The sequence below is a fragment of the Streptomyces silvisoli genome (genome assembly GCF_029269905.1).
In the GTDB taxonomy this organism is placed as follows: domain Bacteria; phylum Actinomycetota; class Actinomycetes; order Streptomycetales; family Streptomycetaceae; genus Streptantibioticus_A; species Streptantibioticus_A silvisoli_A.
The window spans coordinates 84,753-99,440 of sequence record NZ_JARJBC010000025.1; the positions used below are offsets into that span (position 1 = coordinate 84,753).

14 protein-coding genes, 1 tRNA gene and 3 pseudogenes are annotated in these 14,688 nt (G+C 68.7%); 10 read left to right on the plus strand and 8 right to left on the minus strand.

Features of this window, described 5'->3' with window-relative positions; genetic code table 11:
* Nucleotides 1-90: 90 nt before the first annotated feature.
* Nucleotides 91-612 carry a universal stress protein gene (locus tag P3G67_RS29905; RefSeq protein ID WP_269859297.1) on the minus strand — a complete coding sequence of 174 codons (522 nt, stop codon included), beginning with the start codon at nucleotides 610-612 and terminating at the stop codon, nucleotides 91-93.
* Between the two features lie 1,083 nt (nucleotides 613-1,695).
* Here P3G67_RS29905 and P3G67_RS29910 point away from each other — a divergent pair.
* From P3G67_RS29910 to P3G67_RS29920, 3 genes are all read left to right on the plus strand, one after another.
* Nucleotides 1,696-3,009 carry a helix-turn-helix domain-containing protein gene (locus P3G67_RS29910; protein WP_276096317.1) on the plus strand — a complete coding sequence of 438 codons (1,314 nt, stop codon included), beginning with the start codon at nucleotides 1,696-1,698 and terminating at the stop codon, nucleotides 3,007-3,009.
* A gap of 5 nt (nucleotides 3,010-3,014) precedes the next feature.
* Nucleotides 3,015-3,617 carry an oligoribonuclease gene (gene orn / locus P3G67_RS29915; RefSeq protein ID WP_269859298.1) on the plus strand — a complete coding sequence of 201 codons (603 nt, stop codon included), beginning with the start codon at nucleotides 3,015-3,017 and terminating at the stop codon, nucleotides 3,615-3,617.
* Nucleotides 3,618-3,717: 100 nt separating this feature from the next.
* Nucleotides 3,718-3,790, plus strand: a tRNA-His gene (locus P3G67_RS29920).
* 140 nt (nucleotides 3,791-3,930) lie between these two features.
* Here the strand turns inward: P3G67_RS29920 and P3G67_RS29925 are convergent.
* Entirely contained in the window at nucleotides 3,931-4,863 is a 933-nt protein-coding gene (locus tag P3G67_RS29925) for a trypsin-like serine peptidase (protein ID WP_276096280.1), read from the minus strand.
* Nucleotides 4,864-5,014: 151 nt separating this feature from the next.
* Between P3G67_RS29925 and P3G67_RS29930 the strand changes: the two are divergent.
* Nucleotides 5,015-5,164, plus strand: a pseudogene (locus P3G67_RS29930) (M15 family metallopeptidase); the annotation flags it as partial.
* A gap of 4 nt (nucleotides 5,165-5,168) precedes the next feature.
* Here P3G67_RS29930 and P3G67_RS29935 read toward each other — a convergent pair.
* The 3 genes and pseudogenes from P3G67_RS29935 to P3G67_RS29940 all read right to left on the minus strand — a co-directional run.
* Nucleotides 5,169-5,258 (minus strand): annotated as a pseudogene (locus P3G67_RS29935) (integrase); the annotation flags it as partial.
* Between the two features lie 56 nt (nucleotides 5,259-5,314).
* Nucleotides 5,315-5,467, minus strand: a pseudogene (locus P3G67_RS36230) (IS3-like element ISMasp3 family transposase); the annotation flags it as partial.
* Nucleotides 5,468-5,637: 170 nt separating this feature from the next.
* On the minus strand, nucleotides 5,638-5,859 hold the full coding sequence (locus P3G67_RS29940) for a hypothetical protein (RefSeq protein ID WP_276096281.1): 222 nt from the start codon (nucleotides 5,857-5,859) through the stop codon (nucleotides 5,638-5,640).
* 104 nt (nucleotides 5,860-5,963) lie between these two features.
* On the opposite strand from P3G67_RS29940, the gene P3G67_RS29945 reads away from it, so the two are divergent.
* Nucleotides 5,964-6,494 (plus strand): NADPH-dependent FMN reductase, encoded by a 531-nt coding sequence (locus tag P3G67_RS29945; protein WP_276096282.1) that lies wholly within the window; start codon nucleotides 5,964-5,966, stop codon nucleotides 6,492-6,494.
* On the opposite strand, the gene P3G67_RS29950 is transcribed toward P3G67_RS29945, so the two are convergent.
* Complete coding sequence (locus tag P3G67_RS29950) at nucleotides 6,478-7,224, minus strand: FkbM family methyltransferase (RefSeq protein WP_276096283.1); 747 nt, start codon at nucleotides 7,222-7,224, stop codon at nucleotides 6,478-6,480. The genes P3G67_RS29945 and P3G67_RS29950 overlap by 17 nt on opposite strands.
* A gap of 193 nt (nucleotides 7,225-7,417) precedes the next feature.
* Between P3G67_RS29950 and P3G67_RS29955 the strand changes: the two genes are divergently transcribed.
* Entirely contained in the window at nucleotides 7,418-8,650 is a 1,233-nt protein-coding gene (locus tag P3G67_RS29955; protein ID WP_276096284.1) for a nucleotide disphospho-sugar-binding domain-containing protein, read from the plus strand.
* Nucleotides 8,541-10,055 (plus strand): NDP-hexose 2,3-dehydratase family protein, encoded by a 1,515-nt coding sequence (locus P3G67_RS29960; protein WP_391858382.1) that lies wholly within the window; start codon nucleotides 8,541-8,543, stop codon nucleotides 10,053-10,055. Before P3G67_RS29955 ends, P3G67_RS29960 begins: the two co-directional genes overlap by 110 nt.
* Nucleotides 10,056-10,118: 63 nt before the next feature.
* Here P3G67_RS29960 and rfbB read toward each other — a convergent pair whose 3' ends face one another.
* Both rfbB and P3G67_RS29970 read right to left on the minus strand, forming a co-directional pair.
* Nucleotides 10,119-11,099, minus strand: a complete 981-nt coding sequence (gene rfbB, locus P3G67_RS29965) for a dTDP-glucose 4,6-dehydratase (protein ID WP_276096286.1) — start codon at nucleotides 11,097-11,099, stop codon at nucleotides 10,119-10,121.
* The gene (locus P3G67_RS29970) at nucleotides 11,096-12,163 is read right to left on the minus strand and encodes a glucose-1-phosphate thymidylyltransferase (protein ID WP_276096287.1); all 1,068 of its coding nucleotides are present in this window, start codon (nucleotides 12,161-12,163) and stop codon (nucleotides 11,096-11,098) included. Before P3G67_RS29970 ends, rfbB begins: the two co-directional genes overlap by 4 nt.
* 218 nt (nucleotides 12,164-12,381) lie before the next feature.
* Between P3G67_RS29970 and P3G67_RS29975 the strand changes: the two genes are divergently transcribed.
* The 3 genes from P3G67_RS29975 to P3G67_RS29985 are packed head-to-tail and all read left to right on the plus strand — an operon-like array spanning nucleotide 12,382 to nucleotide 14,647.
* Nucleotides 12,382-12,819 carry a nuclear transport factor 2 family protein gene (locus P3G67_RS29975; protein WP_276096288.1) on the plus strand — a complete coding sequence of 146 codons (438 nt, stop codon included), beginning with the start codon at nucleotides 12,382-12,384 and terminating at the stop codon, nucleotides 12,817-12,819.
* A 40-nt stretch (nucleotides 12,820-12,859) separates the two neighbouring features.
* Entirely contained in the window at nucleotides 12,860-13,594 is a 735-nt protein-coding gene (locus tag P3G67_RS29980) for an SDR family NAD(P)-dependent oxidoreductase (RefSeq protein WP_276096289.1), read from the plus strand.
* Nucleotides 13,595-13,612: 18 nt separating this feature from the next.
* Nucleotides 13,613-14,647: an LLM class flavin-dependent oxidoreductase gene (locus tag P3G67_RS29985; RefSeq protein ID WP_276096290.1), complete on the plus strand. Its 1,035-nt coding sequence runs from the start codon at nucleotides 13,613-13,615 to the stop codon at nucleotides 14,645-14,647.
* Nucleotides 14,648-14,688: the final 41 nt, after the last annotated feature.

Sequence of the window (14,688 nt, forward strand, 5' to 3'; positions counted from 1 at the left end):
GGTCCCGGGGGCAGGCCTCCCGGGACCCTCGGCGGAATCCCGGGACGACTGCCACCCAGCGGCCGACCCAAGTCAGATAAAACGTTTTATCTAGGGGATCACGATCACCGGGCGCTGGGCGCGGCGGGCCAGGCGGCCCGCGACCGAGCCGAAGATCTTGCCGATCACACCGTGCGTGCTGCCCACCACGATGGCGTCCGCCGCGTACTCGCGGCCGACCTCCTCCAGTTCGTGGCAGATGTCGCCGCCGCGCTCGACCAGGATCCAGGACACCTCGGACAGGTAGTCGGCACAGGCCAGTTCCAGGCCGAGTACCTCGGTGCGGTGGTCCGGCACGTCCACGAAGACCGGCGGCTCACAGCCGGCCCAGACGGTGGCGGGCAGCCGGTTGGCCACATGGACGATGATCAGCCCCGAGCGCAGCCGCCGGGCCATGCCGATGGCATAGGCGAGGGCGCGCTCGCTGGAGACCGAGCCATCGAAGCCGACGACCACGCCGTGCTGGAAGGCCGGGTCGCAAGAATGGCGCGCCTGCGCCGCCGCGTCGGGTTTCGCCACCGAGTCGGCGAGCGGTTTGCCGTCGGCGGGGTCGTGGTGCTCGTAACCGGCCATGATGCGATTTTCGGCGAGAGCGGCGCGGTGGGCGCCGCTAGAGCGGACACGGACAGCGGTGGCCACGGGAACGGCCAGGTTGGCCGGTAAGGGCGTTGCCCTCCCGCTGCCTCCAGAGTACGGCGGCGGCGCGTTCCTGGACAGATCCGTTTGACGCCCCGCCGTGGGACTTAGTACCCGGAGATTCCAGGAGAATGCCGGAGCCCGGCGGGAAGCGCAACGCCTCTTGCCGCTCTGGTCGCCGACCCGGGTCGCCGAGACCCCGAACCGGCGTCCGCCGCCCGTCTCCGGCGGCTGAAAACCGGACGGCCGGTTGCACTTCCCAGCGGAATCCGTTTGACGCTCAACCACCTGCCGCCCTCACGCCGCCCCACCGTCACCCGTCGCCGGGAATCCCCGCACGGAACCGTGCCGCAGAGCGTCATCGCCGGTACCCACGGACTGTCCAACATCGGGGCGGCGCCCGGTGGGCACAGCGGCGCGAGGTGTAAATCCGGGCGCACGACGGCGCGTTGGCCGGGTGACGCGGCCATTTCCGCGATGCTTTTCGGCCAACTTTTCTGTGGGGTATGGGTGTCCGGAACGTCCGCTTCCAACACCCCCACCACCAGCGGAAACGCAAAGGAGGGGGGCGCACCGCCCCAGCCGCGCCGGTGTGTTACCGAGGGGCATAACCGAGGCGCACTTCCCAGCGGAGCCGGTGAGTGGAACGCTTCGTGATCGAATGCTTCGCGCCAAGTTGTCTTGTCGACTTAGTGCCGGATGGTGAACTTGTCACCGCATCCCGAGCGAACACACAGTAGATTCGATCTTGGGTAACACGGCGGGGGAAACGTGCAGTACCGAAAGGACGTTGCGTCGACCGAGGGGGGCTCATCCGCCATGACCCAGGACTCCAGGACCGGTGCGGCGACGGAGACCGCGATCTCGTCAACTCCGTCCCTCCGCACCGCGGTACCGAGCTGCTGCGGTACGACCAGTGGTGCGACCACTGGCGGCACCACCACCAGCGCGGCCACCACCATCGGCACCGGAGGCCGCAAACTATCCGCACGGCGTCGCAAGGAGGTCGTCGCCGTGCTCATGTTCAGCGGCGGCCCGATCTTCGAGAGCTCGATCCCGCTCTCGGTCTTCGGCGTCGACCGGCAGGACGCCGGTGTACCGCGCTACCGGCTGCTGGTCTGCGCCGGCGAGGACGGCCCGCTGCGCACCACCGGCGGCCTTGAGCTGACCGCCCCGTACGGGCTGGACGCGCTGGGCCGGGCCGGGACCGTGGTGGTCCCCGCCTGGCGCTCGATCTCCCAGCCGCCACCCGCCTCGGCGCTGACCGCGCTGCGCCGGGCGCACGAGGAGGGGGCACGGATCATCGGCCTGTGCACGGGCGCCTTCGTGCTGGCCGCCGCCGGGCTGCTGGACGGCCGCCCGGCCACCACGCACTGGATGTACGCGCCGACGCTGGCCAAGCGCTATCCGTCCGTGCACGTCGATCCGCGCGAGCTGTACGTGGACGACGGGGACATACTCACCTCGGCCGGTACGGCCGCGGGAATCGATCTGTGCCTGCACGTGGTGCGGACCGACCACGGCGCCGACGCGGCCAACGCGCTCGCCCGCCGCCTGGTCGTACCGCCCCGGCGCAGCGGCGGGCAGGAGCGGTACCTCGACAGGTCCTTACCAGAGGAAATCGGCGGGGACCCGCTGGCCGAGGTCGTGGCGTGGGCGCTGGAGCACCTCCACGAGCAGTTCGACGTGGAGACGCTGGCCGCACGTGCCTACATGAGCCGCCGTACCTTCGACCGCCGGTTCCGCTCGCTCACCGGCAGCGCTCCGCTGCAGTGGCTGATCACCCAGCGGGTGCTCCAGGCGCAGCGGCTGCTGGAGACGTCGGACTACTCGGTGGACGAGGTGGCCGGGCGGTGCGGCTTCCGCTCGCCGGTGGCGCTGCGCGGGCACTTCCGGCGGCAGCTGGGCTCGTCCCCGGCCTCGTACCGGATGGCGTTCCGGGCGCGCAGACCACAGGAGGGGGCCGAGCGCCAGGACCGCGGCGACCGGCCGGAGCGACCCGAGCGCGGCGACGCCCCGGCCGAGAGCCTGCCGCACCAGCGGCGCGGCCCCCAGACGCTGGACGGCCCGCAGGCCGGGCGGCGGCTGGAGCCCGGCAAGCGGCACGAACCGGGCAAGCCGGAGTCCGACGTGTACGCGGCGCGGACGCCCGAGCAGCACGGCCGGGCGGACGGTCCGGAGATCTCCGGGCTGACCGGCACCCCCGGGCTGACCCGGCTGCGCGGCGACCGCGGCGGGCGGCCGGGCGGGCGCCCCGGGAGCGTTCCCGGGCTGCTGCCGGGATCCGCTCGTAGCACGGCTATGCCAGGTCAACGGGATCGCCCCGTAGGGTGAGACGTATGAACGACCGCATGGTGTGGATCGACTGCGAAATGACCGGGCTCTCGCTCCGGCATGACGCGCTGATCGAGGTGGCCGCCCTAGTCACCGATTCCGAGCTGAACGTCCTCGGTGACGGGGTGGACATCGTTATCCGGCCGCCCGCCGAGGCGCTGGAGACCATGCCGGAGGTGGTGCGCGAGATGCACACCGCCTCCGGCCTGCTCGACGAGCTGCCCGGGGGGACGACGCTCGCCGAAGCGGAGAAACAGGTGCTCGACTATGTGCGCAGCTATGTACCGGAGCCGCGCAAGGCACCGCTGTGCGGAAACTCGGTGGGCACCGACCGGGGCTTTCTCGCCCGCGACATGCCCGGCCTCGAACAGCATCTGCACTACCGGATCGTGGACGTCTCCTCCATCAAGGAGCTGTCCCGCCGCTGGTACCCGCGGGCGTACTTCAACAGCCCGCCGAAGAACGGCAACCACCGCGCGCTGGCCGACATCCGGGAGAGCATCGCGGAGCTGCGGTACTACCGCGAGGCGGTCTTCGTCCCGGCCCCCGGCCCGGACACGGACACCGCGCGGGCCATCGCGGCGAAGCACGTGCTGCCCGCCGAATGAGGTCAGTGCTTAAGGCCCCGTAAAAGGCTGGCGCGAGCACCCGCCAAAACCCTGTATGCTTCTTCTCGGCCGGTGCGGGAAGCAGCAAGCGCCGGTCGTGGTGGGTGTAGCTCAGCTGGTAGAGCACCTGGTTGTGGTCCAGGATGTCGCGGGTTCGAGTCCCGTCACTCACCCTGATGGGGCAAGCCCATGACCTGCGGAAACGCGGGTCATGGGCTTGTCTGTCGTTTGGCCGTGGCCAAACCATTGCCCGACCACCCACCGGTGAGAGTCGGCTGCAACAGAACGGTAGCTACAAGACCCGATAGAAATATCACTTTCTGAATTGACCCCGTCGCACAGTGTGTGGCTCTTCGGAACCGATCCTGTGCAGGGGGCTGTAGGTGATCCGGTTGTACCGCGGGTCGCTGACGGGCACATCGGGGCCGCCCTGCAGAAAGCCGCCCACATTGCCGATGATCTCTCCGGTATCGCCCGAAGGATCGATGGAGGAGAACCACGGTCCGCCCGAGACCCCGCCCCACATACCGGCGCAGTCGATCTGCATCTGGTTGTAGCTCGGCAGCGCAGTCGTCTGGACATCGGGGCAGCGGAACGCGCGGTCCTGCGAGTCGTACTTGACCATCGGGTAGCCGATGACGGTCACCTTGTTGTTGCAACCCGGCGTGTGCGCGAGAGAGTTGGCGCCCACGACGTCCTGGATGTACCGACCGTTGTTGTCCTTCAGGCTCGCGAAGGCGAAGTCCAGGTCGGACCTGGGACTCCTGTCCGAGGCGTACTGCGAGTCGCGGAACCACTCCTTGACCGGCCACACCCCGTACGGCTGGTCGGCAGCCGACTTGGTGTGGTCGTACATGGGAACGAACATCCCATTGCTGCCGACGCAGTGCCCAGCGGCATTGTCGCTACAGAGGCTGCGGCCTGCTCCATAGCGCACGACCGAACCGCGCCAGAGGCGGACGCACGAGAGCCGGGCGGCGCCGGCCAGCAGGACGTTGCGCAGCACGATGATCGCGACGCCCCGGTCGGTATCGGTGACAACGTCGGAGAGTAGAGCTGGTGGCCGAGTGTGGTGACTGCGGTGGCCAGCAGGATCAGGGCGGCCACCGGCCGGTGAACGGATCTGCTCGACGGTGAGGCAGACAGAGGCGAGGCCAGCCAGCCAGATCATGTACTGCGGGCTGATGACTCGGCTGGCGAGAACCAAGAAGAGCAGAACCGCCGGGAGCGCAGCGTCGTAGGGCATGGCGGCGGTCTACTGCGTGGCGCGGGCGCGCCACGGCAGGAGCCAGCCGAGCGCGGGAGCGTCGGCAGGGCCTTGCCCGTCCAGCGAGGGCGAACTCTCGGCTCGCCCCGTTACGGAGTGCGGTGAACCTCTCGTAGATGTCAGTCAGTCGTTGGGCGCCGCGCTCACCGCTGCGAGCGTGGTGAACTACCCCACACAGTGGTGGCATTGGTCCTTCGGTGACCGCTACTGGGCTCTGGTCACGGGAAGGTCCGCTGCATGCTACGGCCCCAAGGAGACTGGCCCGGCTCTGCCAGACTGACCGATCACGCGGCCATGGCGGGGCGTCCGCCCCAGCGGATGCCCTTCTCCCTGCGGAGGCGGGCGCGTTCGCGACGTTGGGCGGCGAGGACGCTGAGCTGTACTCGCCGCCTCGATCGCTGTGCAGGATGCAGCCGCGCTGCAGATCGCCTCTGCCATGGGCCATCCGCAGTGCGTCGAAGACGAGTTCGGCGCGGTGGTGGTCGGCCATGGCGTAGCCGACTATCTCGCGGGTGGCAAAGTCCTGCCAGCAGGCGAGGTAGAGCCAGTCTTCCCGAGTCGGCAGGTAGGCGATGTCCCGCACCGGCTTGGTCCCGGCCGCATGGGGTGAAGGCTCGGCCGATCAGGTCTGGTGTCGGCAGCAACCACCCGTCCGGGCGGGTCAGCGGGCGGTGTCCGCGGCGAGTGACACCGCGGATCCCGCCTCGCGCATGACCCGCTCCACCCGCCTACGCCCGCCCGAGCCGCGTCAACTCAGCGTGCACGCGTGGGACACCCGTAGGCACCTTTGGACGCCAGATGAATGACCGTGATCTCGTGGGCGAGCGCGTCATCAGCACGCTCACGTGGCCGCCGGACCCCCTTCGCCTCCAACCAGGCGTGCAGCGAGGAACGAGCCACGGCCAGGACATGGCACAGCAGGGCAACCGGATAGAGGGCCTTCTCCACAGCGATGAACCGGTGGACCTCGCTCATCGATCACGGTCCTTCGCGAAGGAGGCCGCGGTGCACTCAACCCGTCAGCGCGACATCCCAGGTGACGGAGGATGTAGCGCATGGCGAGGTTGGGTCGTCCGGGTATGTCGGACGCACAGAAGCGTGAGTTGTGGGACCGCTGGAAGCCAGGTGAGTCGATCAACGAGATCTCGCGGGCACTGGGCAGGCCGCGTGGCTCGATCTTCACGATCCTGACTTCCAACGGCGGATACGTTCCACCGGTCCAGCAACGGCAAGTGGGTCAATTGACCCTTCATGAGCGGGAGTCGACCTCGCGCGGTCTCGACGCCTTCGTCGTGGTCACGCCCGAGTACAACCACGGCTTTCCCGCGGTGCTGAAGAACCGGATCGACTGGCACTACGCCGAGTGGCGGACCAAACCCGTGGGCTTCGTCTCCTACAGCGGGGTCTGCGGTGGACTGCGTGCGGCGGAGCAACTACGCCAGGTCTCCCGTGAGTTGCACGCCGTGGCGATCCGCGATGTGGTGAGTCTCCACAACGCCTCGCAGCAGTTCGACGAGGCCGGTGCGCTGACAGATCCAGCAGGGCCTTCGGCTGCCGCCGAATCCCTGCTGGACCAACTGTCGGGCGTTGGCGTCAGCGGTGGGCGGTGACGTAGTAGAGCTCCATCTCCTCCCACATCAGGGGAACCGGCTCGCTGGCGACCGTGAGGCCCTTCTGCCGTAGCAGGGCCTCGACCTCGGCCAGCGCGCCGTCTGTGTTGTTCACCTCCAGCAGGACGTTGCGCACCTTCGCCCAGTCCGCGTCGTCGATCCCGCGTAGTACCTCCAACTCCGCGCCCTCGACGTCGATCTTGAGCAGATCGATGGTGGTGATTTCGGGGTGGTTTTCCGCCAGGAAGCGAGACAGCCGGTCCACCTTGACCGCGATCGTCGTGGCTTGGAACAGGTCGATGGCCGCCTGCTCACCGAGCCGTTCGCCCATCAGGCGCTTCTGCAGGACTTTCTCCTCCGGATGGAGGGTGGAGTTGCCGGGCATCGCCGGATAGTAGGTGAAGGTGGCCTCATGGGCTTCGGAGCCGATGGCGTACGGGTACACCGTGACATCGCCGATCTGGTGCAGCTCCAGGTTCTGCCGCAGCGCCTGGTGGTTCTCCGGAGCGGGTTCGAAGGCGATTATCCGGCCCGCCGGGTACTTCTGCTTCATGTACAGGGAGAACAGCCCGATGTTCGCCCCCACGTCGATGATGAACGGCGCCTCGGGAAGCCCGGGCTGGTCGTAGCTGTTGTCCTTGAATATCTCCTGGTAGATAAAGCGGGCTTCGAACTCCCCGCTGGCGTAGCAGGAGAATCCCTCTTCCATTTCGATGAGGTGCAGGCCCATGAGCAGTGGACTCCTTCCGCTGGGTCCGGAGCGTCGGCCAGCCGCCGGCCCGCCCCGGTCAGTGATGTTTCCACGTGAATAGTGGAGTTCCGCTCGCGGCCCGCTTGAATCCCGGCTGTGTATTCCTGAAACGAGCGGTTGCCGGTAATTCTTCTGGAGACCGGGCAGGCCTTTCTGTGGCAGCATCCCGACCATGAGAATCCTTTTTCCCGCCGCACCCGGATACGGGCTGCTGCTACCGGTCATCCCGTTGGCCTGGGCCGCTCGGGCGGCCGGCCACGAAGTCCTGCTGGCGACCACCGCCTATGTGACCAAGGCCGCCGCCGAGTCGGGGCTGCCGACGGTGGACGTCTTTCCGACCCGCGACGTCGGCGCGGACCTGCTGCTCGGTTCGAAGGGGCAGGCCCCGCAGACCGAGGAGCCGGGGGACGGACTGCCGCCCGGGTACTGGAGCCTGGCCGGCGCGATGCGGCCCTTCGACCTGTTCACGCTCGCCATGACTGAGGGCACCATCGAGGTCGGCCGCGACTTCGGCGCGGACCTCGTGGTCTACCCGTCCGACCACGCCGCGGGGATGCTGGCCGCCGCCGCGCTGGGCGTACCCGCCCTGGAGGTCGGCAACCGCGTCTCCTGGTCGATGCGCGACGACGGCGTCAAGGCGAGCGGCGCGCAGAACCACCGGACCGGGGTCATCCCCGACAACTCGCCGATCATCGCCGGGCTGCGGGAGCGGTTGGGCATCGGCGACCGGCGGCCCGATCTGATCGCCCGGATCGATCCGCGTCCGCCGAGCCTCGGTGGCCTGGCGACCGACGCCCCGGATCCCGCGGGCGGCGCCGAGTGGTGGCCGATGCGCTACATCCCTTACAACGGGGGTGCGTTGGTGCCCGACTGGGCGCTGCGGCGACCGCAGCGGCCGAGGATCTGCCTGACCCTCGGCACCGTCATCCCGCTGATGTCCGATGGCAGCAAGCTCTCGCAGCTGATGCAGGCACTGGGCGAGTTGGACGCCGAGGTGGTGCTCGCCGACCACTCGACGGATTTCTCCGCTCTCGGGGCGCTGCCGGAGAACGTACGACTGGCCGGGTACCTGCCGTTGTCGGCCTTCCTGGACACCTGCTCGCTGATCGTGCACCACGGCGGCTCCGGCACCACGGCCGCCGCGCTGCACCACGGTGTTCCGCAGTTGATCCTGCCCGAGGGCGCCGACAACCCCCTGGTCGCGCAGCGGGTGGTCGACTGCAAGGCCGGTCTTTCGCTGCCCTTCGCCGACATCGAGCTGACCGCGGTGCGGGAGCTGGTCCGCCGCCTGCTCGGTGAACCCGCGTACGCGCAGGCGGCACGGGCGGTCAGCGAGGAGATGGCGACCCAGCCCAGCCCGGCGTCCGTCATCGACCGGCTGGTACGGCAACTGGCCCTCCGTTAGGCACCGTCAAGCTCGGATCAGCACTTGGGAGCTCCACTTGTTCTCCACAACGGCAGACTTCAGCAGCTGGTTCGCCGATCGCTGTCGGGCGCACGAGTACCACGTGTCCCGGGTCCCGCTCGACCGGCTCGATGGATGGCGGTTCCAGCGGGGTACCGGGAACCTGGTCCACCGCAGCGGTCGCTTCTTCTCCGTCGAGGGCCTGGATGTCCGGGGCGCGGGCCGCGAGGTCGACGCATGGCAGCAACCGATCATCGTGCAGCCCGAATACGGGATCCTCGGGATCCTGGTCAAGAGGTTCCACGGCGTCCCGCACTTCCTGCTCCAGGCCAAGATGGAACCGGGCAACGTCAACCTGGTGCAGCTCTCGCCCACCGTGCAGGCGACGAAGAGCAACTACACCCGGGTACACGGCGGCAAGCCGGTGCCCTATCTGGAGCACTTCATCACCCCGCACCGCGGGCGCGTGCTCCACGACGCGCTCCAGTCCGAGCAGGCCTCCTGGTTCCTGGGCAAACGCAACCGCAACATGGTCATCGAGGTCGACGAGGAGGTCGAACTGCTCGATGACTTCTGCTGGTTGAGCGTCTCCCAGATCAGCGAACTGCTCACGGTCGACAACCTGGTCAACATGGACACCCGGACCGTGCTCTCCGGCGCGACCCCGTTCCGCCTGACCGGCTTCGACGGAGGCACGCCCTTCCGCGAGGCGCTGAACCGCTCGTGGTGGCCGGGGGCGGCCCCGCACCGCGACACGGCAGCGCTGCTCAGCTGGTTCACCGACGCGAAGTGCCGGTCCTCACTGGCCCGGCAGCGCATTCCGCTGTCAAAGGTGAGCGGTTGGTCGAGAGCCGATGAGGCCATCGCCCACGACGAGGGCAAGCACTTCACCGTGGTGGGGGTCGACGTCCAGGCCAGCAGCCGCGAGGTCGCCAGTTGGTCGCAGGTGATGCTCCAGCCGCGCAGCGAGGGTGTCATCGCCTTCCTGGCCAAGCCCATCAACGGCGTGATGCACCTGCTGGTACAGGCCAGGACCGAGACCGGGGCCGGTGATCTGATCGAACTGGCGCCGACGATCCACTGCCAGCCGGGCAACTACCCGCTCAACGGCGCCCGGCCGAGGTACCTGGACGAGGTGATCGGCGCGCCGAGGGAGCGCATCCGCTTCGAGTCGGTGCACTCCGAGGAGGGGGGCCGCTTCTACCACGCACAGAACCGGTACATGCTGGTCGAGGCCGATGACGACTTCCCTACCGAAGTCCCGGAGAACTACGTTTGGATGACGCTTCGTCAGCTCACTGAGTTCGTGCGCTACGGCAACTACATCAATGTGGAGGCCAGAAGCCTGTTGACCTTCCTCAACTTTGCCGACCTGGAGCCCCCGTTGCTGCGGGACGCCGCTTAGCGTTACAAACCCTGAGGGGGCCTGCCGGATGGCAGGCCCCCTCAGGGTTGGCTCGGGGGCCGATCAGACCCGCGCCTTGAGCGGCTCCCACCAGGCACGATGGTCCCGGTACCAGCGCACCGTGGCAGCCAGGCCGTCCTCGAACCGCACCCGCGGGGCGTAGCCGAGCTCTTCGCGGATCTTGGTCCAGTCGACCGAGTACCGGCGGTCGTGTCCCTTGCGGTCCTCGATGTAGACGACGTAGCTGTCCCAGTCGGCGCCGAGCGGCTCCAGCAGCAGGCGGGTGATCTCGTTGTTGGACAGTTCAGCACCGCCGCCGATGTTGTACACCTCCCCGGCACGCCCTCGGGTCCGTACGAGCTCGATGCCCTGCACGTGGTCGTCGATGTGCAGCCAGTCCCGCACGTTGCCGCCGTCGCCGTACAACGGCACCTTCCGGCCCTCCAGCAGGTGAGTGGTGAACAGCGGGATGAGCTTCTCCGGGAACTGGTGGTGCCCGTAGTTGTTGGAGCAGCGGGTCACCCGCACGTCCAGGCCGTGCGTGCGGTGGTAGGAGAGCGCGACCAGGTCGCTGGACGCCTTCGAAGAGGAGTACGGGGAGTTGGGCTGCAGCGGATCGGTCTCGGGCCAGGAACCCGTCTCGATCGAGCCGTAGACCTCGTCGGTGGAGATGTGCACGAACCGCTCGACGCCCGCCCGGTGCGCGGCGTCGACCAGGGTGTGCGTGCCCAGTACGTTGGTCCGCACGAACTGGCCACCGTCGTCGATCGAACGGTCCACGTGTGACTCGGCCGCGAAGTGGACCACCTGGTCGTGCTCGGCCATCAGTCCCGCGACCGTTTGGGCGTCGCAGATGTCGCCCTGGACGAACGAGAAGCGCGGATGCGAGCGCACCTCGTCCAGGTTGGCGAGGTTACCCGCGTAGGTGAGCTTGTCCAGCACCGTCACGGAGACGTCGTCCGGCCCCTCGGGGCCCAGCAGCGTGCGGACGTAGTGGGAGCCGATGAAACCGGCGCCGCCGGTCACCAGGAGACGGGTCGTCATGACGAGATCTGCACCTTACTGTGGTCACCGAGTACGAGCCGGTGGGCGGACGGGTTGCGCGGGGCCGGCGTCACCTGCACGTCGCGGCCGATGAGCGAGGCCTCGACGCGGCGCACACCGGTGAGCGTCGAGTCCCGCAGGACGATGGAGTACTCCACCTCGCTGTCCTCGATGCGGCACCCCTCGGAAACGGAGGTAAACGGCCCGATGTACGAGCCGCTGATCACGGCACCGGCTCCGATGACCACGGGGCCGACGATGCGACTGCCGCTGACCGTTGCGCCCTTCTCGATCCGGACCCGGCCGATGATCTCGCTGCTGCCGTCGACCACCCCGGCCGTGCAGGGCTCGATCGTCTCCAGCACCGAGCGGTTGACCTCCAGCATGTCGGCGACGTTGCCGGTGTCCTTCCAGTAGCCCGAGATCGTGGTCGAGCACACGTCCCGTCCCTGGTCGATGAGCCACTGGATGGCATGGGTGATCTCCAACTCGCCGCGCTCGGAGGGCCGGATGGCGCGCACGGCATCGTGGATGGTCGGGGCGAAGAGGTAGACGCCCACCAGGGCGAGGTCGCTCTTGGGATGCTCAGGCTTCTCCACCAGCGAGGCCACCCGGCCGTCCGCGTCGAGCTCCGCCACGCCGAACGCCCGGGGGTCGAGGACCTGCGTCAGCAGGATGCTGGCATCCGGCCGCTCCGCACGGAACTCCTGGACCAGACCGGTGATACCGCCGACGATGAAGTTGTCACCGAGGTACATCACGAAGTCGTCGTCGCCGAGGAAGTCCCGTGCGATCAGGACCGCGTGGGCTAGCCCCAGCGGCGCCTCCTGGCGTATGTAGGTCACGTCGAGGCCGAAGCGGGAACCGTCCTGCACCGCCTCGCGGATCTCGTCGGCCGTGTCTCCCACGACGACGCCGACCTCGGTGATGCCGGCCTCGGCGATCGCCTCCAGACCGTAGAAGAGAACGGGTTTGTTGGCCACCGGCACCAGCTGTTTGGCCGATGTGTGGGTGATGGGGCGCAGCCGGGTCCCGGACCCGCCGGACAGTACGAGCGCCTTCATGTACGAGCCTCCAGAGCAGACGACACCGGTCTTCCCTCCGTCCGAGCGTGGCCGCCGCCGCTGCAGCAGAAGTCGAGCCGTGGCGGAGGAGCGCCGGAACGCCGACCTCCAGGGCCGGGTGTTCAAGCCGGGTTCAAGGCCGTGGACGCAGACTCGCTGATCCCGGACCGGGCCGCCCATGGCCCCTCCACCCCGAGATCCGCGGAGGCCTCATCCACATGCACGCCACGGCGACTTTCACGGACATCTACGTGGCCGTTTCCCAGTTCTACGGCAGGCAGGTCCAGTTGCTCGACAGCAACCGGTTCGAAGAGTACGCCCAGACCTTCACCGCAGACGGGGAGTTCCAGCACACCCCCGGCGTTCCGCCGGCGCGCACCCACACCGGGATCATCGAGGAACTGCGCCGGTTCAACACCCGGTTCGACGACGATCCGGTGCAGCGGCGGCACATGTTCAGCATGCTCAACCTGAGCCGGCGGGAGGACGGCGCCTTCGACGCCACCTTCTACGCGCTGGTCCTCACCACCCGTCCCGGCGGCAAGCAGCCTGTTGTCGGCCCGAGTTGCCTGGTGCACGACGTTCTGGTGATCGAGGACGGCGAAGTGCGCAACCGGTCCCGCCGGGTGACCCACGACCACATGTTCAACCTCTGACATCGGTGCGGAACCGCTGTCCCACCTGGAAAGGAATCCCATGACTGGCAAGCCGGTCGCCCTGATCACCGGATCGTCATCCGGAATCGGTGCCGCCATCGCCCGCCGCATGTCCGCCGAGGGCATGGCGGTCGTCGTCAACTCGGTGCGCAGCGTCGAGGCGGGAGAGGAGTTGGCCGCGTCCCTGCCCGACGCCAGGTTCGTCCGCGCCGACGTCTCCGACGAGGCCCAGGCCCAGCAACTCGTCGACGACGTTGTCGCGCAGTACGGACGGCTGGACCTGCTGGTCAACAACGCCGGCGTCACCCGGCCGATCCCGCACGCGGACCTGGCCGCCGCGACCGGAGACGTCTGGCGGGAGATCCTCGGCGTCAACGTCATCGGCACCTGGCAGACGACGGCCGCGGCCGTGCCGTGGCTGCGCAGGTCGCCCGGTGGCGGCCATGTCGTCAACATCTCCTCGATCGCCGGTACCCGTCCGGCCGGCAGCTCCATTCCGTACGCCGTGAGCAAGGCCGCGGTGGACCACATGACCCGGCTGCTCGCCGGGGCGCTCGGCCCGGACATCCGGGTCAACGCGGTCGCGCCCGGTCTGATCGACACCCCGTGGACCAAGGGCTTCACTGAGATCCGGGACCGGGTCGAGGCCACCACCCCGCTGCGCCGGGTCGGCGCGCCCGAGGACGTGGCCGAGGTCGTGGCCGGGCTCCAGCGCGCCGGTTACACCACTGGCGAGGTCGTTCTCGTCGACGGCGGCGCACACCTGCTGATCTGAGTCGGAAGGGTTACCGCGATGAAGCTTGGCGTGAACCTGACCTATCAGGGTGCGTCAGAACTGGCCGTCGCCGCAGAACGCCTCGGCTACGACGTCGCCTTCGCCCCCGAAGGCTACCGATCGGACGCGGCCAGCGTGCTCGGCCTGGTCGCCGGACGGACCAACCGGATCGGGCTGGCCTCGGGCGTGATGCAGATCCCGGCCCGCACACCGGGGTTGGCGGCGCTGACCGCGGCGACGCTCAACTCGCTCTCCGGCGGCCGGTTCCGGCTGGGCCTCGGGGTGTCCAACCCGGACGTCTCCGACGGCTGGTACGGGGTTCCCTTCGACCGGCCGCTGGAGCGCACCCGCGAGTACGTAGAGATCGTGCGGATGGCACTCGCCGGCGAGCCGGTGGTCTACGAGGGTCGGCACTACCGGCTGCCGTACTCGGGCTCCGGCGGCGCCCCGCTGCACGTCATCACCGAGCCGGCGGGCACCCGCGTGCCCGTCTACCTGGGCGCGGTGGGGCCGCGCAACCTCCAGTTGGCGGGCGAGATAGCCGACGGCTGGATCGGCGTGTTCGCCGCGCCCGAGCAGGTCGCGGAGTCGGTCGAGCGGATCGCCGTCGGCCGTGCCCTGCGCGGCTCGGCCATGGCCGGATTCGAGGTGATCCCGTGCCTGGCCACCGCAGTGGGCGAGGACATCGAGGGCTGTGTAGACATGCTGCGCGCCCACTACGCCCATCTGATGGGCATCGGCGATCCCGCGCGGAACTTCTACTGCAAGCTGGCCGCCCGGCTCGGCTGGCCGCAGGAGGCGCAGGAGGTTAGCCTGCGGGTGCGGGCCGGTGACCGGGCGGGGGCGGCCGCGGCCCTGCCCGCGGGCTTCGTCGACCAGACGTCACTGGTCGGCCCGGTCTCCCGGATCGCACAGCGGATGGCGGCCTATGCCGCGGCCGGGGTGACCACCTTGAGCATCATGATCTCGGCGGCGGCCACCGATCTGACGGGCCGACTGGCCATCCTGGAGCAGGCCATGAATGCGCTGGAGAAGTCTGGAGTCGGCGGCTGATCCCGCGAACAGCGAACTGCGCGCTGAGGACATCGTCCTCA